Below are 22,089 nucleotides of genomic sequence, written 5' to 3'. Positions count from 1 at the left end.
ATCCGCCGGCGGTTCGTCGACCGGCAATGTGATCCGGGAGCTGTCGAACGCTGTTTCTTGCGAATTGCATCTTCCGGTCCCTCCTTCTTCCGACGATAAGCCAAACAAAAGTTGTATATTTGCACCTCCTCTTGAAAGCACAAAAGCGGTGCTTTATGTTTTTACCCATGGCACCCACGAGCAAGACATCGCATCCATCGCTATTGCGCTACATGCTGGCGCCTGACGACCAGGCCCGCCTAGCGCTGGACGACACCATTGCCGCCTATCGCAGGATGACCGACATCCTGACCGAGCTCATCGACGACAAAGCGGGCGCCAATCTGGTCGTTTTGCATGAGCTTGCCTATGAAACCGTCCGCGAGCAGACGGGCCTGCCGGCGCGGCTGGTGACGCTCGGCCTTCGCGATTTCGCCGCCAATCGGGGCGTCATCCCCGGCCCCCTGCAGCTGCCGCTCGACGAGAAGCTCTTCGCCATCAAAGGCCCCTCGGACCTCACCATCGCCACGGTGCACGGACGCGTTGCCGTGCCCTTCGATGTCGCGGGCTATTCCAGGGGATGGGAGAGTATTTTTCCCGCATACCTTGTAGCGGACCATGATCGCTACGAGATTAACATCGGCGTCACGCCGAATTCCGCTCGGATGGAGGAAAACATGACGAATGAAGGCATTCTTTCACGCATGGGTCGCCTGATCGCGGGCATCGCCAATGCGGCGATCGACAAGGCGGAAGGCGTCAACAAGATCGCGGTCATCGAACAGGCGATCCGCGAAATCGATGCTGCCGCGGAGGAAGCCCGCGCCGATCTCGGCAAGGCGCGCGCCGAGGAATACCGCATCCAGAGCCGCAAGGATGAAATCGCCGAAGACATGAATGCGCTCGATGAGAAGATCCGCCTGGCGGTCTCCTCCGGGCGCGACGATCTCGCAAAGGCCGGCGTCGCCCGTCAGATCGATCTCGAATCCCAGATCGCAGCACTCGACAAGGCGCTGACCGATGCCAGCGAGCAGGTGGATGAGGGCCAGAAAGCCCTGCAGGCCGTGCTCGCCACGCGCCGCGAGGCCGACGCCCGTCTTGCCGATTTCAAGCGCAGCATCGCCAGGCATCCCGAAGAGGCTCTCGCCGGCCACAACAGACCGATGCCGGGCGCGGACGCCGCCCGCGCCGCCGCGGCGGTCTCGCGGCTGACCGGCGTTCCATCCGGCGAACATGCCCACAGTTCCGAACTGGACGAACTCGACCGATTGCACCGCGAGCAGGCGATAGAAGCCCGCCTCGCGCGTTTCAAGGCGGATAACCGGTAACGCCGATGGGACTTTTTCTCGCTCCTGAATGCCTTCCCTTTGCGATCGCCGCCGCCGTGCTTGCCGGCCTGACCGTGATCGAGATGCTCGCGACCGTTATGGGTTTTTCGATCACGGAGCTTCTCGGAAAACCGGATCTCCACGGCCATGACGGCATTGCCGGCTACTTGTCGTGGCTCAATGTCGGCGGCGTTCCCCTGCTCATTCTCCTGATGATGGCGCTCGGCTTCTTCGCCATTGCGGGCTTTGCCGTACAGGCGGTCGCCGGCGCTTTCTGGGCCCCACTGCCCGCCGCTATCGCCGTCGTTCCCGCCTTGACGGTCACCTTCCCCATGGTCAGGGCATCGAGCCGGACGGTGGCGCGGATCGTCCCGCACGACGAGACCTATGCCGTCGATCTCGACACCCTTATCGGCCGGACCGGAGAAGTATCGCTCGGCCCGCTCGATCAGGGACTGCCTGGTCGCGTCCGCGTCAAGGACCAGCACGGGAACTGGCATGTTCTGAGAGCCAAGGCTGCCAAGGGCCAGGACCCGCTGAAGATCGGCACGCAGGTTCTCCTCGTCGATCGCAAGGCGGATGTGTTTATCGCCATTCCAGCACTGGTGGATCCCATCGGTGCAAACAATCAATCTTTCAGGGAGCAGCCATGATGTACGACATTCTTCTACCGGCCGGCATTACGATCGTCCTGATCTTCGGCATCGGCTTTGTCCTTGCCTCTCTCTACACGCGCTCCAGCCGTGACGAGGCCTATGTCCGCACCGGACTCGGCGGCCAGAAAGTCGTGCTCGACGGCGGCTCCGTCGTCCTGCCGATCTTCCACTCGATCGCCAGGGTGAACCTGAAGACGCTGCGCCTCGAAGTCCGCCGCGGCGAAGGCGATGCGCTGATCACCAAGGACCGCATGCGCGTCGATATCGGCGCCGAATTCTACGTACGCGTAAAGCCCGACGGCTCCTCGATCGCGCTGGCCGCCCAGACGCTCGGCAGCCGCACCAACGATGCCGAAGCGCTGCGCATCCTGATCGAGGCGAAATTCGTCGACGGCCTTCGCTCGGTGGCGGCGACCATGAATCTCGACGCGCTGCAGGAGCAGCGCATGGACTTCGTCAAGGCCGTGCAGGAAGCCGTCGGCGCCGATCTCCAGTCGAACGGTCTCGAGCTCGAATCCGTATCCCTGACGCGCCTCGACCAGACCGATATCAAGCATTTCAACGCCAACAACTTCTTCGATGCACAGGGTCTGGCGGCGCTGACGCGCATCACCGAGGGCCGCAAGAAGGAGCGCAACGAGATCGTCCGCGATACCGAAGTCGCGATTGCGCAGAAGGATCTGGAGGCCCGCCAGCAGTCGCTCGCCATCGAGCGGACGAAGCGGGAGGCCGAGCTCAGCCAGGAACGCGACATCGCCAATAAATCCGCCGCGACGCGCGCCGAAACCGCCCAGCAGGAGCAGGCGGCAAAACGTGCCGAAGAGGAAGCCCGCATCGCCTCCGAGCAGGCGATCGCCGAACGCGAGGCGGCCGCCAAGCAGGCTCGCGAAAGCGCAAACATCGATGCCACCCGCGCCGTCCAGCAGCGCGATACCGAAGCCAAGCGCGACCTTCAGATCGTCGCCCAGGAGAGCGCCATCGCCGTTGCCAACAAGAGCCGTGAAGAATCCGAGGCGAAGGCGACTGCCGAAACGGCCCGCGCTCGGGCAATAGCGGCAGAGGAAAAAGTCGGCACGGCCAAGGCGATCGAAATTGCCGAGCGCGAAAAGCAGATCGCCGTGATCGACGCGCGCAAGAAAGCCGAAACCGAAGCGACTGCCGTGACCGTCGGCGCCGAGGCCGAGAAGCAGGCCGCGATCGATCAGGCGGAAGCCATCAAGACGCTCGCGACCGCCGAAGCCGATGCGGCCATCATCAAGGCCAAGGGCGTTCTCGAAACCGGCAAGGCCGCCGCGGAAAGCGAGGCCTTGCTCAATGAAGCCCGCAACAAGCTCAGCCAGACCATCATCGAGTTCGAGATCACCCGCGAGCGCATCCGCATCATTCCCGAAGCACTCGCCGAGGCGGTCAAGCCGATCGAAAAGATCTCCGACATCAGGATTTTCGACACCGGCGGCATGCTCGGCCGCGGTGGCGCGAACGGCGACAACGGCATCGGCATGGGCGACGGGCTGGCCGGCCAGCTGCTCGCCTACCAGGCCAATAAACCGATCCTCGACAAGCTGTTGAAGGAAGCCGGCTTCGAAGGCGACAATGCCATCTCATCCCTGCTTGGAAGTCTCGACAGCGCCAAGCCCGCGGCCCCACCAGTCGCACCGGCCGCACCCGCCGCACCGGCGCAGGCGGCTATCGCAGCTGCACCTCCGAAGGAGTAATCTCCTACTCGCGCGCGAAGGCGGCCGGCTACCGCAGCCAGCCGGTCGCCAGCGCACTCGCCCAGTCTGGCCGGCGGTTTTCCGCCGCCAGTCTCGACATCGCAAGATTGTCATAGGCTACGTTGCGGAACTGCCACGTCCATCCCGCAGGCGTCTTTTCCAGAATGGCATAGCCGGGAAGCGGATGGCCGGCTTCGACCTTGTGGTAGCAGGGCAGATCGTCGTCATAGGCAGGGCAGCCGACGCTGCCGGGATTGACGATCAGCCGGCCGTCGGAGAGACGGACGGCGCGGGGAATATGCGTGTGCCCGCAAAGGATCAGCGGCAAGTCTATGCCCTCAGCCAACGCCTCGATCGCTTCGATCGGCTTCAGGGAAACTATGCCCTCCGGCGAGACGGACTCCAGCCAGTAGAGATTGTCGTCTTTCGGCGTTGCATGGCAGAGATAGGCCTCGCCGCGATAGACGGCATCGAATGGCAGGCTGCGCAGCCAGTCGAGCTGGGATGGCGACAATTGCCGATAGGCGGCTGCATCCGAGGCATGCATGGAAGCCGGATCCTGCTCAGTCAGATAGCGGTCGTGATTGCCGCGTACCGACGTCAGGCCGAGCGGCATCAGCAGATCCGCCGTCCGGCCGGCCTCCAGCGGACCGCTGAAGACATCGCCGAGATTGACGATCTCCTCGATGCCTTCGGCGCGAATATCCGCAAGCACCGCCTCGAGCGCCAGATGGTTGCCATGGATATCGGCGATCGCGGCAAATCTCATCTAGCTGCCCCGATAGGTGGAATAACCATAGGGCGAAAGCAGCAACGGCACATGATAGTGCGCGGTGACATCGGCGATGCCGAAGCGGATCGGCACGAGATCGAGGAAAGCGGGATGCGGCAGCGGCGTGCCGCAGGCGCGCAGATAATCCCCGGCATGGAAGACCAGTTCATAGGTTCCGACGTGGAAATGTTCGCCGGCGAGGATCGGACCGCCATCGATCCGGCCGTCGGCATTGGTCGCGACCGTCTTCAGATGCCTGCGGATCTCGCCCTCGAGCTGGAAAAGATCGATCCTGAGGCCCTTGGCCGGCTTGCCGAGGGCGGTGTCGAGAACATGCGTGGTCAGTCCGGTCATGGGGCTGGCTCTTTGATGACGAAGGGGGTTTCGAAGAAGAATTCTTCCAGATTGTTGCCTGGTCCGTCGCGATCGACGACCAGGAAATCGGAGGGCTGGCCAAGCGCCATCAGCGGATGATGCCAGACATTGCGGCGGTAATTCACCCCCTGATCCCCGCGCGCGAGAAACACCTGCGGCCGGCCGGGGCGCCCGTTCTCGTCCTCGGAGACGACGACGAGGAAGGGCCGGCCGGAAAGCGGCGAGAAGCTCTGGCTGCCGAAAGGATGGCGCTCCATCATATCGACATCATAGGGAAAGCTGCGCGGCTGGCCGCGAAACAGATTGATGATGACGCGCCCGCCCTCGCCCGCCGCCTCGGCTGCGGCCAGCGCATGAAAACGCTCGGTTGTGCCGCCATTGATGAGCCGCATCGAGGCTGGATCGGCTTCGATCACCTCGCCGAAAGGGGCGAAGGTCGATCTGGTCAATGGACGGATGTCGAGAAATTCAGGCAACGGCTTCACTCGCCTTCGGCATGCCAGTGACGAATGGCATCGATCTCGACAAGAAGTTCCGGCAGCGTGCGATAGGTTGCCTCCCAGATGTCGGAGGGATCGAGGGCGAAGACGTCTTCGAGGATACGGTTGCCGGTGCCGCAGATTTTCGTCCACGGCAAAGTGGGATGCTCGGTGGCAAATTCCGGATGGGTTACGAGCAGACGGGATGCAGCCGCGCCGATGGTGAAGTGGCAGAAGGCAACGGCCTTGAAAGTGAGATTGTCCTCGGCGAAGGCCGCCTCATCCATTCCGCCGACAAAATACAATGCTTCGGCGGCCGCCTTCTGCATTTCATTGAGATAGTCGATAGCACGCGGCTCGCTCATTCACCCTCCGGCAACATCGATGTCAGGCGCAGCAGTGCGATCCGTTCGACCTGCGCCGTTGCGGTCGCGAATTCTTCATCCCGGCCATTACCGATCCTCCTCTCGAAGGCCGAAAGGATGTCGTCCTTGCCAAGCCCTTTGACGGCGATGATGAAAGGAAAGCCGAATTTTTCGACATAGGCCGAATTGAGTTCACTGAAGCGGGCATGCTCGGCCGGGCTCAGCCGGTCGAGACCGGCTCCCGACTGCTCCTTGCGGCTGTCTTCGGTGAGTTCACCTGCGATCGCCAGGCGCCCGGCGAGATCCGGATGGGCGCTGAGCACGCCGAGACGCTCCTCCCGGCTTGCCGCCCGGAAGACGGCGGCAAGCGCCGCATGCACGCCTGATGCCGTCAGCGGCTCTTTCACGCTGCCGTTGTCATAGGCGCGCTCGGCGATGAAAGGCGAATGTTCGAAGACGCCGCCGAAGCGGGAGACGAAATCCTCGCGCGATATCATCAGAGCGCGTCCGGCTGATGCTGCTGGTGCCAATGCTCGGCAATCTCGATGCGGCGCGGAATCCAGACCTTGTCGTGCTTCAGCACATATTCGATGAAGCGCTTCAGCGCCGCCGCCCGGCCGGGCCGTCCGACGAGGCGGCAATGCAGACCGACCGACATCATCTTCGGGCTGCCCGCCTTGCCCTCCTCATAGAGCGTGTCGAAAGCATCCTTCAGATAGCTGAAGAACTGATCGCCCGCGTTGAAGCCCTGCGCCGTGGCAAAACGCATGTCGTTGGTTTCAAGCGTATAGGGAATGATCAGGAAAGGTTTCCCGTCGACGCCCTTCACCCAGTAAGGCAGGTCGTCGGCATAGGAATCGGAGGAATAGAGGAAACCGCCCTCCTCCTGCACCAGCCGAAGCGTGTTGTCGGAAGGCTTGCCCTGATACATGCCGTAAGGCCGCTCGCCGGTCAGTTCGGTGTGCAGGCGCACGGCTTCGAGAATATGCTTGCGCTCGAGATCCTCAGGGAAATCCTTGTATTCCAGCCAGCGGTAGCCATGGCTGGCGATCTCCCAGCCGGCCTCCTTCATGGCGGCGACGGCCTCGGGGTTCCGCGCCATCGCCAGCGTCACGCCGTAGACGGTCGCCTGCACCTTGAGATCGGTGAACATCCGCCAGAGCCGCCAGAAGCCGGCGCGCGAGCCATATTCATAGATCGATTCCATGTTGAGATTGCGTTGCCCCGGCCAGGCGGCTGCGCCGACGATCTCCGACAGCAGGTTTTCCGAGGCGGGATCGCCGTCGAGGATCGAGCTTTCGCCACCCTCCTCGTAGTTGATGACGAACTGCACGGCAACGCGTGCCTCGCCCGGCCATTTCGGATCGGGCGTCTGACGCCCGTAGCCGACGAGATTGCGCGGATAAGTCTCAGACACCATCAAATCACCTTCTGAAAAGACGGGGAACGGTATCATCCGCAGCCGGAATGTCGAGACGGAAACCGCGTGGCAGAATTTATCCTTTCGGCACAATCACTTAGCTTAACGCTACTCAGGCGATCCTGCGCGCGCTGACCTTGCCCATGGGATGCAGCGAATGGACGCGGAAGGGACCGCCGGAACCCTCTTCGATCATCAATGCCACGTTCGAAACCATCACCGGCTCCTTCAGGACGGGCTCGAAGATCGTTCGCAGCGCCGGTTCGATGCGGGGCATGTCGATCGCATTGATGGAGCCTGTCACCGGCATATGGAAGCGGAACTCGTCCATGACATAAGGATTGCCCCAACGATGCAGATTGGCGAACTGCGCAGCCGACAGTCCATCCGGATCGCTGCGCTCGATGTCGGCTTCGCTCAGCGGCGCGCGGTAGCGATCGAACTCCTGGACGATCGCCGAAGCCAGATACTGGATCTGCTCACAAGGAGCGCTCGGCATCAGGCTGTAGAAACTGCCGAGCCGGGCAATTTCGAGACGTGAAATCTGGAAGGGAGCGAATGTCCCGGCAAAACGCATGAGATCGCGCAGGAGTTGCGATTCGGACATATCGCCGGACAGATGGAACGGCGCCTTCAGAACGCCGTGGAAACCATAGCGCCGCGGCACGGCGGTATGGAAGGCGATCTCGTGAATGCCGAGGCCGCGGACGGCCGGAGGCCCCAGCATATCGCCGGAAAATACGTTTCGACCGAGCCAATTGGCGGCCACGAGCGACAACGGGTCGCTCGCCGGAGGCGTGAAGCAAATGGCATAGCGCATGCAATTTCCTCCATCAAGGAAGTGAGCGCCGCTGAAATTGGGCGCTGCCGATGCTCAAGCAGATAGGTGATTTGCATGACAGAATAACGAAACACAGCTGTACCTAATTCACGTTTAACGTGAAGCCACAGCGATATGGCTTGAAATCGCAAAGCTTTCCGGCAGGAAAAATTCGCAATCTGTATCGCCTGCGATACAAACTGCCGCCTCCGCCAGCCGGTGGGCGAGGCCGAAGCTGACCTTGAAACCGCCAGTCAATGCGATGAGCCGCGGGTGGTCGGGATGGCGGCCGATCATCGGATCGCGGTCGATGGCCTTCGGGCGAAGCCCCGCCCAGCGTTCGACGATCGGCGCGTCGCGAAGGATCGGAACGATGGCGCGCGCCGCCTCGATCAGCGCGTCGAGCTGGGCATCGGTGGAAACGGGATCGTCGAAGCGGTTCTCGCTGGTACTGCCGATCGCCGCATGCCCGCCCTCATGCGCGACGACATAGAGACCGTCGAGGAAGATCGTCGGCAGCGCCGGATCGATCGCCGCCTTCAATAGCGCCGCCTGCCCCTTGACCGGCTGGCCGAGCGGCTGTTTCAGCCCCGGCGTCAGATCCTGCAGCAGGGGAAAAGACCGATGGCCGGCGGCCAGGATGCAGCGGCCGAAGGTGACGGTTTTGCTGCCTATCGCGGCCGTGCCTCGGTCCGGATCGAGATCGGCAACATCGGCGTTTTCCATGATGCGCACATGTTTTGCTTGCTGCAGGAAGGCGATCAGCACTGAGATCAGCGAGCGGGGGGCGACGCGGCCGGCAAGCGTATCATGCACAAAGCCGCTCTCGCCGGCAGAGGCCTCGACCCAGCCGTCTACATCGGGCCTGTCGAGCACATGCCAGTGGAACCGGCGCTCGCCTGCCCGCCAGTGGCGCTCGGCGTCCTCGGAATGGCCGCGGGCTATACGGTTGAGATGCGGTTTCGGCAGCGGGATCAGCCGTCCGGACCTGTTATAGCCGGCGGAAAGCCCGGTTGCCGCTTCGAGCGCCGCGATTTCGGCTTCGAGTGAGACCAGCGCATCGAACTGGAACTGCTTCTTCTCAGACCAGCGGTCCGGCATATGCGGCATCAGCGCCCCGAGCAGGCCGCCGCTCGCACCTCTGCCCAGCCTGCCGGCATCGGCAAGAAGGGTGCTGATCCCGCGCCGCTCGGCATGGACGGCCGCCCAGAGGCCCATGATGCCGCCGCCAACGATCAGCAGGTCGCAAGAAGATTGACCGGACGCCGGCGCAGGACTATCGGCTTTTTCCATGACAGACGTGAACCCAGATCAGATTGGCGCGGGCGCGCCGCAGCCGCTGGAGTGGCGCGACGGCGATATGCCCTATTCCACGACCTTTGGCGATCATTTTTATTGCCAGACCGATGGCCGGCTGGAATGCGGCCACGTCTTCCTCGCCGGCAACGGCCTGCCGCAGCGCTGGAGCGGGCGGCAGACATTCGTGATCGGCGAACTCGGCTTCGGCACCGGCCTGAACTTCGCCGAGACCTGGCGGCAATGGAAGCAGCATCGCGCAGCCGGCCAGCATCTGCATTTCATCTCCTTCGAACTCCATCCGATGCGCGGCGAAGAGATCGGCCGGGCGCTCTCGCACTGGCCGGAGATCGATGCCGAGCGCGACGCGCTGACAACGGCCTGGCCGCAAACGCCTGATGGGACCGTCTCGCTCGACCTCGACGATCAGACGCGGCTCAGCGTCGTCTGCGGTTCCGCACTCGACGGCGTCATGACGGCGAAGCCGGGCTTCGACGCCTGGTATCTCGACGGCTTCGCCCCGTCGCGCAACGGCGACATGTGGTCGGAGGAACTGATGCGTGAGGTCAACGAAAAGACCGTCGCCGGCGGCACCTTCGCCACCTATGCCGCGGCCGGCTTCGTGCGCCGCAATCTCATCGCCGCCGGCTTTGCCGTGGAACGCCGCAAAGGGTTCGCCGGCAAGCGGGAAATGCTCTGTGGCGTGAAGGCGCCTTCCAGCTAGAGCTTGTCGGCATTCGTCGGTTCGGGTCAGTAGCTCGTACGTCCCGGCTGCTGGTCGTCCTTGCCGAGCCATTGCCGGATCTTTTCTTCCAGCAGCTCCGGGCTGATCGGCTTCGACATGTAGTCGTCCATGCCGGCGTCGAGGCAAGCCTCCCGGTCGCTTTCCAGCGCATGGGCGGTGACGCCGATGATCGGCACTCGCTGGCCCTGCCCCTTTTCCCTTTCGCGGATCGTCCGGGTCGCCTCATGGCCGTTCATGACGGGCATCGAGACATCCATCATGATGATGCGCGGCGTGTGGCTCTCCCAGGCCGCGACTGCCTCCTGCCCGTTATTGACAACAAGGAAGGAGAGCCCCGTTCCCTGCAGGATCTGGGTGAAGACGATCTGGTTGACCTCGTTGTCTTCGGCGACGAGCACGTCGACGAATTCAGCCGCCCGCTTCTGCAGCGCAGGCACCGGTGCCGACACGGCCGTTTCGGCCTGCAACCGGGTGATTTCGGCCTGCGAAGCCTGCTTCACGCGCCGGGCGCGAACCACCTCGACGACGGTGTTACGCAGCACGTTGGCGCGCGCCGGCTTCATCAGATGCGCCTGGCCGTTCAGCGCCGCGAACTCCTTTTCGGTGCCTGAGATATCCATCGACGTCAGGAAAATGATCGGCAGCTCGACAAAGCGGGGATCGGCGCGCAGCCGGCGGGCGACATTGGCGCCGTTCATGTCGGGCATGTGATAGTCGAGTATGACGGCATCGACGGTAACACCGAGATCGGCCGCCGCCTCCAGGATCGCAAGGCCGGCGCCGCCGCCTTCGGCAGCGACGCCGTCGAAGCCCCAGAGCGACAGCTGCTCGGTGAGGATGCGTCGGTTGACCTCATTGTCGTCGATGACGAGGATGCGCGCACCCTGCACGTTGATCGGCAGCGGCTTCGGCTCGAGGTGGGCGGCCGCCACCGCAAAGGGCAGTTTGACGGTGAAGACCGAGCCCTTGCCCCAATGGCTCTCGACCTTGATATATCCGCCGAAGAGGTCGACGAGCCCGGCCGTGATCGCAAGTCCGAGCCCTGTTCCCTCATGCCGCCGGGTCGAGGAGGCGTCGACCTGCGAGAACTTGTCGAACACCGATTCCAGCTTTTCCTGAGGAATACCGATACCCGTATCCTCGATCCGGATATTCGCCATGATCTCGCCGCCGGCGACGGTCTCGAAGCCGACATCGACGAAGACATGGCCACGCTCGGTGAACTTAACGGCATTGCCGACGAGATTGGTGACGATCTGGCGGAAGCGGCCGGCATCGCCGATCACGGCGGCGGGCAGATCGGGTGCGGCCCGCACCAGCAGCTCGATGTTCTTCTCGGCGGCATGCGAGGAGAGAAGCGTCGCCACATCCTCCACCGCTTCGGTGATATCGAAAGCCGCCTTGCGCAGCGTCATCTGTCCGGCATCGATCTTCGAGAAATCGAGAATGTCGTTGATGATCGTCAGCAGCGCATTGCCCGACTTGACGATGATGTCGATGAAGGTTTTCTGGCGCGTATCGAGATTGGTCTTGGCCAGCAGCTCCGCCATGCCGAGCACGCCGTTCATCGGCGTGCGGATCTCATGGCTCATATTGGCGAGGAATTCGGACTTGGCGCGGTCGGCGGCTTCGGCGCGCGACAGCAGCTCACGCAATTCCTCCTCACGGCTCTTGAGCTCGGTGACATCGGTAAACAGCGCCACCCAATGCTGCCCCGTGCTGACCGTCGCATCCATATTCACCCAACGCTCGCCGGCGACATGGAAGACGGTGGAGATCGGTTGCCTTGCCGCGATATTGGCGCGCCAGCCCTCCAGGATTTCGGCCGCCGCATCGTGAAAATCGCCGCGCGCCGCGCAGAATTCGAACATGCCGAGCCAGCCCTGGCCGGCCGCGATATAATGGGGCGGGATTTGCAGGATATCGGCCATCGCCTCGTTGGACATCTTGATGATGCCGTCCTGGACGATGGCAAGCCCTTGCGACATGGCGTGCGTGGCATCGCGCATCATCTCGCCGACCCGCTCGAGCGCGGCGCGGGTCTCGTGAATTTCCTTTTCCCGCTCGCGCACCGCCGAAATATCGGCATAGGTCAGCAGGATGCGGTCGTTGGAGATGCGCCGGCTGTCGAAGATGACGGATTTGCCGCCCGCCCAGCCGACCTCGATCGGCTCCGGCTCCTCGGCTTCGAACAAGTGCTTGCGAAAGGCATAGAGCTCTTCCGGCGTTCGCGTCCCGTCGTAGCGCCCGAGTTCGTAGTTCCGGCGAATGACATCGATGAAGGGGCGCCCGTCGAAACGGTCCTCGCGCGGCAGCTCCCAGATGCTGTAGAATTCGTCGTTGACGTAGAGAATCCGGTGGTCGTTATCGAGGATCAGCACGCCGATCGGCAGCGAACGCAGGATGCTCTCGATATCCCGATGCAGCACTTCTTCCTGCTTGCGCGAGGCGATCAGCGCCTTCTCGCGCTCCTTGAGCGGCGAGATGTCGGAAAAGGAGCCGACGACATAGGTTCGCCCATCCGCCGTGATGACGCGGTTGACGCGCGAGATGACGGGATAGACGTGGCCGCCCTTGCTCGGCATCTCGCTCTCGAGCTCCACCGAAATGCCATCCCTGAGCGCCAGCAGGTTTTCCTGGTAGATCGGCTCAGCACCTTCCGGCCCGAACATCTCGTGTTCGGTCATTCCGAGATATTCGGAGCGGGCGCGGCCGCTGAAGGTCTCGTAATATTTGTTGGCATAGATCAGGCGATGCTTGTCGTCGCGTACGAAGACGGCAACCGGCAGATCTTCCAGCACGGTGCGCAGCGCGTCGAGTTCGCTGACGCTGTCACCCCAGGCCGAATCGCCGGCGGGCGCAGGACGTGCGCCCTTGCGATGGGCGGCGTTGACAACCAGCGGGCGGCCGTCCGCGGCGAAGATGCCGATCGGATGATCGAGCTTTTCCAGTGCCTCACGCACCTGGGCAAGATCGGCGGCTGAGCCAGGGTCGCTTGCGATCCCGTTATCGTTTACAGTCTGAGGGCTGCCGCCGATCCCCTTGTTGCCGACGGCGCGGCGCTCGCGGGCTTCGAAGATGCCGAGCACGTAGATCCGCTCCGGCGACGGCGAGAAACTTTCGATCTGAATGCGCTCATGGTTGAGGCTCGCCGCGTCGAAGCAGATGGCGTTTTCCTCGGTGCCGAACACCAGCGCGCGACGTTCCTTGTCCTCACGCTCCTCCTCTTCGGGACGGTCGAAGAGTTCGCGGCTGCGCCTGCCGATGAAATCGGAGATCTCGCAGCCGAGAAAACGGGCATAGGCCTCGTTGACGGCGACATAGCGCAGCTCGCTGTTCTTGACATAGGCCGGGGTATCCAGATCAGCGATCCGGCGGCAAGCCAACTCCAATATGTCCCCGGCTGATTTCAAGAAATTGTCGCTCCCGCAATAAATGAAATATCAACGACAAAGACTATAACGCCAAGGCTTTTAACAAGGTTTTAACCATATATTTCAGGAGCGGATTTTTAGGGCCGCTTCACCGAGCCAAACATCCCCGGATTGACCGCCCGGGCGGCACGAGACTGAAAGGACCGGGGCGCAGTCGGCAATCTGCCGCCTTGAACAACGGGCTGCCATGTCACGGGCCGTTGAAATCATGACGAAAATTTAATGCGGCAAGCGCTTGCGCAGCCATCGCGCCGCCGCGATCGGGGCGGAGTCTGAACACGGCTTTATAGAAGCCAGTCTAGATAAGGAAGTTAACATGTCCGTTCTTCATAAGACCATGGCGACGGGCCTGATCGCGCTGACCCTTGCCGGCGCCTCGCTCGCCACCGCCACCACCGCCGATGCCCGTCCACGCGATGCCTTCTGGGGTGGCCTTGCCGCCGGCGTCGTCGGCGGCGCGCTGCTGTCCGAGGCCGCCCGCCCCGCCTACCCCGTTTATCCGGCCTATCCCGTCTATCGCCCTTACCCCGTCCACCGGAGTTATTACCGGCCGTCCTATTGCCATATCGAATGGCGGCATGATCGCTGGGGCGAACCCTATCGCGTCAAGGTCTGCCCGGAATAGGGCAAGCCGCATCCGGCGCCGCTTGACCTCCCGGCGGCGCCGGGCCAATCCTCAGATCGAGGGAGGATCAGCATGCCGGAACCGCTCAAGAATCTGCTGCATGAGGCGCTGATCGTCGACATGGCCGATTGCATCGCCGCCAATGCGCCCTCCTTCGACAGGGGCCGTTTCGTGACGCTGGCGGCAGATGGCCTCGGGGCGCTGGAGCTGATGGAGCGCTCGGCGCTGATCCGCGATGCGTTGTTTGCCACGCTTCCCGATGATTTTACGAAGGCCGCCGCCATCCTGAGGGCGAGCCTGCCTGCATCGGGCAGGCCCGGCCTCACCGGCTGGATGCTGCTGCCGGTCAACCAGTTCATCGCCGCACGCGGCCCCCATCATTTCGAGCTCGGCCTCGATCTCCTCAAGGCCCTGACACCGTATTTTACCGCCGAATACGGTATCCGTCCCTTCATCCATCGCGACCAGCAGCGGGCGCTTGCCATCATTTCCGGCTGGGTCGGCGATCCCGACCAGCATGTGCGCCGGCTGGCGAGTGAGGGAACGCGGCCACGCCTGCCCTGGGCCATGCGCCTGCCGCAGCTCGTCAAGAACCCGGCGCCGATCCTGCCGATCCTGACCGCGCTGATGGATGATCCGGAGGATTATGTCCGCCGCTCGGTCGCCAACAGTCTGAACGACATCGCCAAGGATCATCCGGATCTGGTTGCCGCCCTCATCGCCGGCCATATCGAGGGCGCCTCGTCCGAGCGCCGCCGGCTCTTGAAACACGCCTCGCGCTCGCTCCTGAAGAACGGCCATGTGCAGGCACTCGCCAATTTCGGCTTCGGCGCGGCGGCGTCGCTCGCATGCCAGCTGCGCCTTCTGAACGGCGAGGTGATGTTCGGCAAAGGGCTGGATTTCGAAATCCGTCTGACGAATACCGGCGACACCGCGCAATCGTTGATGATCGACTACGCCATCCATCACGTGAAGGCCGACGGTTCGCTCTCGCCCAAGGTCTTCAAGTGCAAGACGATCATGCTCGCGCCCGGGCAAAGCCACCTAATCGAGCGCCGCCACGCCATGCGGCCGATCACGACGCGGCGCTATTACCCTGGCGAACATCGCATCGCCGTCCTCGTCAACGGCGCTGAGAGCGCATCCGAAAGCTTCGTCCTACGAATGCCGCCTCTCGAGTCGGCTTGAGGCTTTTTGTGCACTGCACTTGACTTTCCGCGCGAACTAGCCCAAATGCGGCTCAGCTTTCACCCTTCCGGCCGCCGCGTGAGCGTGCCCCTGCTCAAAAATACGAAACGCAGGAAGAAGGGACAAAAGCGCATTTCGATAGAGCGCCGTACTCCCAAGAGCGGCCAGAAGCGCTGGAAAGCTTTTTCCAACTCACAAGTTCCCACTTCACGCGGGGTTCTTGACGCCAGAATGAAACCGGATCGCATGGTGCGTTCCGGCCATAGTCGTTGTGGCGCCCCGAAAGGTTATGCCTTGACTAATTTTGAATCGCTTGGTGTCTCCAAGCCGATCGTCGCCACCTTGTTCCAGCTCGGAATCGAAACGCCGACCCCGATCCAGGAACAGGCCATCCCCCTCCTCCTCCAGGGCCGAGACCTGATCGGTCTTGCCCAGACCGGCACCGGCAAGACCGCTGCCTTCGGCCTGCCGCTCATCGAAAAGCTGCTTGCCGACGAGCGTCGACCCGACAACCGCACGACGCGGACGCTGATCCTGGCGCCGACCCGCGAGCTGGTGAACCAGATCGCCGACAACCTGAAGAAGTTCATCCGCAAATCGCCGCTGCGCATCAATGTCGTCGTCGGCGGCGTCTCGATCAACAAGCAGCAGCTTCAGCTGGAAAAAGGCACCGATGTTCTGGTCGCCACGCCCGGCCGCCTGCTTGACCTCGTCAATCGCCGCGCCATCACCCTGACGACGGTGCGCTATCTCGTGCTTGATGAAGCCGACCAGATGCTCGACCTCGGCTTCGTGCACGATCTGCGCAAGATCGCCAAGCTGGTGCCGAAGAAGCGCCAGACCATGCTGTTTTCGGCCACCATGCCGAAGGCGATCGCCGATCTCGCCGGCGAATATCTCGTCGATCCCGTCAAGGTCGAGGTTACGCCTCCGGGCAAGGCTGCCGACAAGGTCGAGCAGTATGTCCATTTCGTCGCCGGCAAAAACGACAAGACCGAGCTGCTGCGCAAGTCGCTGACCGAAAATCCCGACGGCCGCGCCATCGTCTTCCTGCGCACCAAGCACGGTGCGGAGAAGCTGATGAAGCACCTCGACAATATCGGCTATTCCGTCGCCTCGATCCACGGCAACAAAAGCCAGGGCCAGCGCGAGCGGGCGCTGAAGGCCTTCCGTGACGGCAGCATCAAGACGCTGATCGCCACCGACGTTGCCGCCCGTGGCATCGACATTCCTGCCGTCAGCCACGTCTACAACTACGACCTGCCTGAGGTGCCCGACGCCTATGTCCATCGCATCGGCCGCACGGCGCGCGCCGGCCGCGACGGCATCGCGATTGCCTTCTGCGCCCCCGACGAAGCCAAGCTGCTGCGTGATATCGAGCGCCTGATGGGCATCGACATCGCAGTCGCAAGCGGCGAACCGCCGGCCAATATCAGCAATAGCGGCCCCCGCCGCGGCAACGGCAATGGCAACAACCGCAACCGCGGTGGCGGCCAGGGTCGCGAAGGCCAAGGTCGCGAAGGTCATGGCCGCGGCGAAGGCCGTGGCGATCAGAACCGCTCGGAGCATCGCGGCAGCCGCCAGGAACGCCGCCCGCGTCCCGAGCGCACAGGCCGCAACGAGGATTTCCGCGGCCAGCGCCGCGGCGAAGCGGCCCCGGACCTCGGCCCCGACAATGATCTGGTCTCGACCTCCGACTTCCGCCCCTCGGCAAAGCCGCAGCGTCCCGCCCATGGCGCCCATGCCAATGGCGAGCCGAGCGGTCATCACCGCGGCAATAACCGTCACGCGCACGGTCGCCCGGCCCGAAAGCACGGCGAAGACCGCAGCCAGCACCAGGCCCAGGGCGGCGAACCGCGCCGCGAGGGCAATGGCGGCAACCGCCGCGGCGGCTCCGGCTCCCGCAATGGCGGCCAGCGCCGCGAACGCGCCTGATCATCGATTGAAACGTGGAAAGGCCGGGGTTTTCTCCGGCCTTTTGCTATTTATGCTTCCACCGGCCTGCGGCGTTCGACCGCCTTGCGGTTGGTCAGATAGACGCCGGCGACCACGATCACCGTGCCGAGAATCAACGGCACGGTCAGCGGTTCCCCGAAGGCGATGAAGGCTTCGAACGCGACGGCTGGCGGCATCAGATAGATCAGCGAGGCGGCGCGGGAGACCTGCCCCTGGCGGATCAGATATAGCAGCAGCCCGACGCCACCCATCGACAGTCCGAAGACCGACCAGATCAGCGCGGCAAAGGCCTGCGCGGTGCCGTCGAATTGCTGATGCTCGAAGATCAGCGAAAGCGGCAGGGTGAGAATCAATGCCCCGACATATTGCAGCGTCGCGATCGACCTGAGATCGCCGGATTGCAGGTGCTTCTTCTGGTAGAGCGTGCCGTAGGTGACGGCCCCCATGGCGATAAGGTTGATCGCCAGCGGCAGGGCCGCATGCGTGAGATCGGCGGTCGCCGGATCGAGAAGTTTCGGCGAAATGGCAATGGCAATGCCGATGAAGCCGAAGACAAGGCCGAGTTTCTGCGTCTGCTGCAACCGCTCGCCGACGAGAAACGGAGCCGCCATCGCCGTCAACAACGGCTGCAGCGCCGCGATGATGCCCGATATGCCGGCCGGCACGCCATTGGCAATCGCCCACCAGAGGCCGGCGAGATAAAACCCGTGCAGGAAGAAACCGGAATAAACGGCCCGCAGCGCCGTCGCCCGGCTTTTCGGCCATTGCGCCCCGGTCGCCAGGCAAAAGGCGAGGAACGCCAAGGCCGACAGCGCGTAACGTATCGAAAGGAAGGTGAAAGGCTCGGAATGCAGCGCCGCATATTTCGCCACCACCCAGCCCGTGGACCAGAGCAGGACGAAAACGGCGGGGGCGAAGCGGTCGAGGGACATGGGGCTGCTCAGCGGAAAAGAGTTCGCCATGCTGATAGCTGCAGCCGACGGTCGCAGTCAAAGGCGAAGCGTTGATGCTTATTTGAAATTTGGCTGATGGTTGGAGTTGGCGTCTGCAATCCGACGCTATGCGACGGTCACGAAGGATCGCCGACGCACCCCATCCACCCTCATCCCTGTGCTCGTCACAGGGATCCAGCGCGCCCAAGTCCTTGGGCGCGGGAGACTCTCTTCAATCGAGACTCGAGTCATTCGCCGCGCGGACGCGCGTCGGCTGGATTCCTGTGACGGGCACAGGAATGAGGAGTGTGTGGAAAGGCCGCGCCTCCACATACCGGCCGAGCGAAAAACCATCATCTGCTCACATTTTGAGCAGTCTTTACGGAATAACCATCCCCACCATTTGCGGCATCACCTCAAATGCCCGGAAATCCGCCTCTTTCCCGCAACGCAAAATCTTTTCCCCGAACTGCGCATGGTTCTTGCATTGCAATTTGCGTTGTATTCAAATGAACAAAAAAGGGGAGCCGCACCTTTGGCATTTGATGAAATGATTACCGGGGACGAAAATCCTCGCCCGCCTTATGAAAAATATTTTGAGTGGTACAATAGCCAAGACCGGTCGCATCTGATTGCCAAGTCCCGCGATGCGGAAAACATCTTCCGGAAGACCGGCATCACCTTCGCGGTCTACGGCCATGCCGACAGTTCCGAAAAGCTCATTCCCTTCGATATCATTCCCCGCATCATCTCCGCCCGCGAATGGCGCAAACTTGCCCAGGGCATCGAGCAGCGGGTGATCGCGCTCAACGCCTTCCTCGACGATATCTACCATAAGCAGGAAATCATTCGTGCCGGCCGCGTTCCGCGCGAGCTGATCGAGAACAATGTCGCCTTCCTGTCCGAGATGATCGGCTTCCGCCCGCCCGGCGGCGTCTACACCCATATCGTCGGCACCGACATCGTACGCACCGGCGAGGACCAGTTCTACGTGCTTGAAGATAATGCCCGCACCCCTTCCGGCGTCAGCTACATGCTGGAAAACCGGGAAACCATGATGCAGATGTTCCCGGAACTCTTCCATGAGAACAAGGTGCAGCGCGTCGAAGACTATCCCTATCTGCTGCGCCAGAGCCTAGCCTCGCTCGCGCCTCCCGGCTGCACCGGCAAGCCGCGCGTCGCGGTGCTGACCCCGGGCATCTATAATTCGGCCTATTACGAGCATTCCTTCCTCGCCGACATGATGGGCGTCGAACTGGTCGAGGGCTCTGATCTGCGCGTCATCGACGGCAAGGTGAAAATGCGCACGACCCGCGGCTACGAGGCGATCGACGTGCTCTACCGCCGCGTCGACGACGACTTCCTCGATCCGCTGACCTTCCGAGCCGATTCCGCGCTCGGCATCCCCGGCATCATGGACGTCTACCGCTCCGGCAACATCACCATTGCCAACGCGCCCGGCACCGGCATTTGCGACGACAAGGCGATCTATTCCTACATGCCGGAGATCGTCGAATTCTACACCGGCAGCAAGGCGCTGCTCGAAAACGTGCCGACCTGGCGCTGCTCGGAAGCATCAAGCCTGAAATACGTGCTGGAGCACCTGGAAGAGCTGGTCGTCAAGGAAGTCCACGGCTCCGGTGGCTACGGCATGCTGGTCGGCCCGACGGCGTCGAAGAAAGAGCGTGCCGATTTCGCCGAAAAACTGAAGGCCAAGCCGAACAACTACATCGCCCAGCCGACGCTCTCGCTCTCCACCGTGCCGATCCTGGTCAACAAGGGGATCGCGCCGCGCCATGTCGATCTGCGCCCCTATGTGCTCGTCTCGGACAAGGTTCAGATCATTCCGGGCGGCCTCACCCGCGTGGCGCTGAAGCAGGGCTCTCTGGTGGTCAATTCCAGCCAGGGCGGCGGCACCAAAGACACCTGGGTATTGGAGGACTGATGCTCGGAAGAACCGCAAACGGCCTCTATTGGATGTTCCGTTACATCGAGCGCGCCGAAAATATCGCCCGCCTCGTCGATGCCGGGCTGCGCATGTCGCTGACCCGCAGCAGCGCCGGCGACGACAACTGGGATGGCGTGCTGCAAAGCGCCGGCGTGCGCGAGGCCTATGACGAGGGCCACGCCAAGCTGACCAACGCCGAAGCGATCGACTATCTCCTGCGCGATCGCGCCAATCCGTCGAGCGTCATGTCCTGCATCGAATCCGGCCGCAACAATGCCCGCATGGTGCGCACCGCGCTGACGCGCGAGACCTGGGAAGCGACCAACGAATGCTGGATCGAGCTGAAGGCGCTGCTTGAAAAGCGCGTGAAGGCCGCCGACCTGCCTGAGGTGATCGACGTCATCAAGCGCCGCGCCGGCCTCATCCGCGGCGCCTTCCATGGCTCGACGCTGCGCAACGAGCTTTATAATTTCGCCCGCATCGGCACCTTCATCGAGCGGGCCGATAATACCAGCCGCATTCTCGACGTGAAATATTACGTGCTGCTGCCTTCGGTCTCGGCCGTCGGCTCCTCGCTCGACAACGTGCAGTGGGAATCGATCCTGCGCTCGGTCTCCGCCCACCGCGCCTATAGCTGGGCCTATGACGGCGAATACCGGGCGATGAACATTGCCGACTTCCTGACGCTGAACGTCCAGATGCCGCGTTCGCTTGCCTATTGCTACGAAAAGATCGTCAGCAATCTCGGCTATCTCGCCCAGGATTACGAGGCGCGGCTGCCTGCCCACGACACCGCCGACGCGATCCGTACCACGCTGCAGACCCGGGCGATCCGCGACATCATGGATCAGGGCCTGCACGAATTCCTGGAGGATTTCGTCTCGCGCAACAACCAGCTCGGCGCGGAGATTTCCGACGGCTACCGGTTCTACGTTTAAGCGGATCAGACCATGAGACTGAAGATCAGCCACCTCACCGAATACCGCTACGACGAACCGGCGCAGTTCTCGCTGCAGCGCCTCAGACTGACGCCGCCGACAACCGCTGCTCAGAAGGTGCTCGGATGGTCGTTGAACGTCGAGGGCGCCACGCCCGAGGTGGAGTATGACGACCAGTACGGCAACCACGTCAATCTGGTCTCGCTGGAAGGCGCGCAGCACGTGACGCGCATCTTGGCCGAGGGCGAGGTCGAGACGGCGGACAATAACGGCGTCACCGGCCCGCACACCGGCTTCTGCCCGCTTTGGCTCTTCCTGCGCGAGACGCCGCTGACCAAGGGCGGCAAGCTCATCAAGGAACTCGTCAAGAGCGTCGACGGCGACAACGAGCTTGCCCGCATGCATGCGCTGATGGCGGTAATCCATGAGACTGTCGACTACAAGCCCGGCACCAGCAACGCCGCGACGACGGCCGAACAGGCGCTGGAGAAGAAGAGCGGCGTCTGCCAGGACCATGCGCATATCTTCGTTTCCGCCGCCCGCGCCCTGCAGGTGCCAGCCCGTTATGTCTCGGGCTATCTGATGATGGAAGAGAAGGTCGAACAGGCGGCGACCCATGCCTGGGCCGAGGCCCATATTCCCGGCCTTGGCTGGGTCGGCTTCGATCCCGCCAACGAGATCTGCCCGGATGCCCGTTACGTCAGGATCGCCTCCGGCCTCTGCTACCGCGACGCCGCGCCGATCTCCGGCATGCGCATCGGCACGCCGGGCGAAACCCTGTCGGTGACCGTCAAGGTCGAGAACGGGGGACAGATGCAAAGCCAAAGCCAGAGCTGAGGGCTCCGAAGGACAGAACGCGGCCTCTCGTTTCTCCCTTCTCCCCTCGGGGAAAAGGTGCCCGTAGGGCGGATGAGGGGGCCGCCGGCGCTGGTCTTTCAAGAACGCCTATACGTACTTCGACAGCACTGGTTAATCTACGTCTAGGGTAGGCATTGCCGTCGGCTTGGCGGAACGGCTTGTGGAAAAGGCACGCCGTGTAGCCCCCTCATCCGCCTGCCGGCACCTTCTCCCCGAGGGGAGAAGAGATTTGCCGCAGCCTCTCCGTCCTTCGCACGCTC

General features: G+C 62.8%; 20 protein-coding genes. 10 read left to right on the top strand and 10 right to left on the bottom strand.

Annotated features, from left to right (window positions below; all coding sequences use genetic code 11):
* Positions 1 to 167 precede the first annotated feature (167 nt).
* From CO655_RS14490 to CO655_RS14480, 3 genes are read left to right on the top strand one after another with little or no spacing between them, the layout of a single operon-like run.
* Positions 168 to 1,307 carry a PspA/IM30 family protein gene (locus tag CO655_RS14490; protein WP_176539250.1) on the top strand — a complete coding sequence of 380 codons (1,140 nt, stop codon included), beginning with the start codon at positions 168 to 170 and terminating at the stop codon, positions 1,305 to 1,307.
* A gap of 5 nt (positions 1,308 to 1,312) precedes the next feature.
* Entirely contained in the window at positions 1,313 to 1,960 is a 648-nt protein-coding gene (locus tag CO655_RS14485; RefSeq protein ID WP_097604348.1) for an OB-fold-containig protein, read from the top strand.
* A complete protein-coding gene (locus tag CO655_RS14480) occupies positions 1,957 to 3,678 on the top strand; it encodes a flotillin domain-containing protein (protein ID WP_097665169.1) in 1,722 nt (573 codons plus the stop codon). Before CO655_RS14485 ends, CO655_RS14480 begins: the two co-directional genes overlap by 4 nt.
* Positions 3,679 to 3,706: 28 nt before the next feature.
* On the opposite strand, the gene CO655_RS14475 is transcribed toward CO655_RS14480, so the two are convergent.
* From CO655_RS14475 to CO655_RS14440, 8 genes are all read right to left on the bottom strand, one after another.
* Entirely contained in the window at positions 3,707 to 4,447 is a 741-nt protein-coding gene (locus tag CO655_RS14475) for a metallophosphoesterase family protein (protein ID WP_097665168.1), read from the bottom strand.
* Entirely contained in the window at positions 4,448 to 4,804 is a 357-nt protein-coding gene (gene uraH / locus CO655_RS14470; protein ID WP_097665167.1) for a hydroxyisourate hydrolase, read from the bottom strand.
* Positions 4,801 to 5,301 (bottom strand): ureidoglycolate lyase, encoded by a 501-nt coding sequence (locus CO655_RS14465; RefSeq protein WP_097605058.1) that lies wholly within the window; start codon positions 5,299 to 5,301, stop codon positions 4,801 to 4,803. The genes uraH and CO655_RS14465 overlap by 4 nt, the downstream gene beginning before the upstream one ends.
* Before the next feature lie 5 nt (positions 5,302 to 5,306).
* Positions 5,307 to 5,669 (bottom strand): HepT-like ribonuclease domain-containing protein, encoded by a 363-nt coding sequence (locus CO655_RS14460; RefSeq protein WP_010027740.1) that lies wholly within the window; start codon positions 5,667 to 5,669, stop codon positions 5,307 to 5,309.
* Positions 5,666 to 6,166 carry a 2-oxo-4-hydroxy-4-carboxy-5-ureidoimidazoline decarboxylase gene (gene uraD / locus CO655_RS14455; protein ID WP_097604338.1) on the bottom strand — a complete coding sequence of 167 codons (501 nt, stop codon included), beginning with the start codon at positions 6,164 to 6,166 and terminating at the stop codon, positions 5,666 to 5,668. The genes CO655_RS14460 and uraD overlap by 4 nt, the downstream gene beginning before the upstream one ends.
* Positions 6,166 to 7,089: an allantoinase PuuE gene (puuE, locus tag CO655_RS14450; RefSeq protein WP_097604336.1), complete on the bottom strand. Its 924-nt coding sequence runs from the start codon at positions 7,087 to 7,089 to the stop codon at positions 6,166 to 6,168. Before puuE ends, uraD begins: the two co-directional genes overlap by 1 nt.
* A 112-nt stretch (positions 7,090 to 7,201) precedes the next feature.
* Positions 7,202 to 7,909: a DUF1045 domain-containing protein gene (locus CO655_RS14445; protein WP_097604333.1), complete on the bottom strand. Its 708-nt coding sequence runs from the start codon at positions 7,907 to 7,909 to the stop codon at positions 7,202 to 7,204.
* 114 nt (positions 7,910 to 8,023) lie between these two features.
* Positions 8,024 to 9,202, bottom strand: a complete 1,179-nt coding sequence (locus tag CO655_RS14440) for an FAD-binding oxidoreductase (RefSeq protein ID WP_097665166.1) — start codon at positions 9,200 to 9,202, stop codon at positions 8,024 to 8,026.
* Between CO655_RS14440 and mnmD the strand changes: the two genes are divergently transcribed.
* Positions 9,201 to 9,929 (top strand): tRNA (5-methylaminomethyl-2-thiouridine)(34)-methyltransferase MnmD, encoded by a 729-nt coding sequence (mnmD, locus tag CO655_RS14435; RefSeq protein ID WP_097665165.1) that lies wholly within the window; start codon positions 9,201 to 9,203, stop codon positions 9,927 to 9,929. The two genes, CO655_RS14440 and mnmD, sit on opposite strands and share 2 nt — an antisense overlap.
* Before the next feature lie 26 nt (positions 9,930 to 9,955).
* Here mnmD and CO655_RS14430 read toward each other — a convergent pair whose 3' ends face one another.
* Complete coding sequence (locus CO655_RS14430; RefSeq protein WP_097665164.1) at positions 9,956 to 13,363, bottom strand: response regulator; 3,408 nt, start codon at positions 13,361 to 13,363, stop codon at positions 9,956 to 9,958.
* A 337-nt stretch (positions 13,364 to 13,700) separates the two neighbouring features.
* Here CO655_RS14430 and CO655_RS14425 point away from each other — a divergent pair, with 337 nt between their 5' ends.
* The 3 genes from CO655_RS14425 to CO655_RS14415 all read left to right on the top strand — a co-directional run bounded on the left by CO655_RS14425 (position 13,701) and on the right by CO655_RS14415 (position 17,132).
* A complete protein-coding gene (locus CO655_RS14425) occupies positions 13,701 to 14,009 on the top strand; it encodes a hypothetical protein (RefSeq protein ID WP_097665163.1) in 309 nt (102 codons plus the stop codon).
* A 72-nt stretch (positions 14,010 to 14,081) separates the two neighbouring features.
* Positions 14,082 to 15,197 (top strand): DNA alkylation repair protein, encoded by a 1,116-nt coding sequence (locus tag CO655_RS14420; protein WP_097665162.1) that lies wholly within the window; start codon positions 14,082 to 14,084, stop codon positions 15,195 to 15,197.
* Between the two features lie 246 nt (positions 15,198 to 15,443).
* Positions 15,444 to 17,132, top strand: coding sequence for a DEAD/DEAH box helicase (locus tag CO655_RS14415; RefSeq protein ID WP_097665160.1), 1,689 nt, complete (start codon positions 15,444 to 15,446; stop codon positions 17,130 to 17,132).
* 50 nt (positions 17,133 to 17,182) lie between these two features.
* On the opposite strand, the gene CO655_RS14410 is transcribed toward CO655_RS14415, so the two are convergent.
* Positions 17,183 to 18,085, bottom strand: coding sequence for a DMT family transporter (locus tag CO655_RS14410; RefSeq protein WP_097665159.1), 903 nt, complete (start codon positions 18,083 to 18,085; stop codon positions 17,183 to 17,185).
* A gap of 535 nt (positions 18,086 to 18,620) precedes the next feature.
* On the opposite strand from CO655_RS14410, the gene CO655_RS14400 reads away from it, so the two are divergent.
* From CO655_RS14400 to CO655_RS14390, 3 genes are read left to right on the top strand one after another with little or no spacing between them, the layout of a single operon-like run.
* Positions 18,621 to 20,030, top strand: coding sequence for a circularly permuted type 2 ATP-grasp protein (locus tag CO655_RS14400; RefSeq protein WP_097604314.1), 1,410 nt, complete (start codon positions 18,621 to 18,623; stop codon positions 20,028 to 20,030).
* Entirely contained in the window at positions 20,030 to 20,971 is a 942-nt protein-coding gene (locus tag CO655_RS14395) for an alpha-E domain-containing protein (protein WP_097604311.1), read from the top strand. Before CO655_RS14400 ends, CO655_RS14395 begins: the two co-directional genes overlap by 1 nt.
* A 12-nt stretch (positions 20,972 to 20,983) precedes the next feature.
* Positions 20,984 to 21,808 (top strand): transglutaminase family protein, encoded by an 825-nt coding sequence (locus tag CO655_RS14390; protein WP_097604308.1) that lies wholly within the window; start codon positions 20,984 to 20,986, stop codon positions 21,806 to 21,808.
* Positions 21,809 to 22,089 lie beyond the last annotated feature (281 nt).

The organism is Rhizobium sp. M1, assembly GCF_002531805.1.
In the GTDB taxonomy this organism is placed as follows: domain Bacteria; phylum Pseudomonadota; class Alphaproteobacteria; order Rhizobiales; family Rhizobiaceae; genus Rhizobium; species Rhizobium etli_C.
This window is presented reverse-complemented; position numbering and strand designations above follow the sequence as displayed.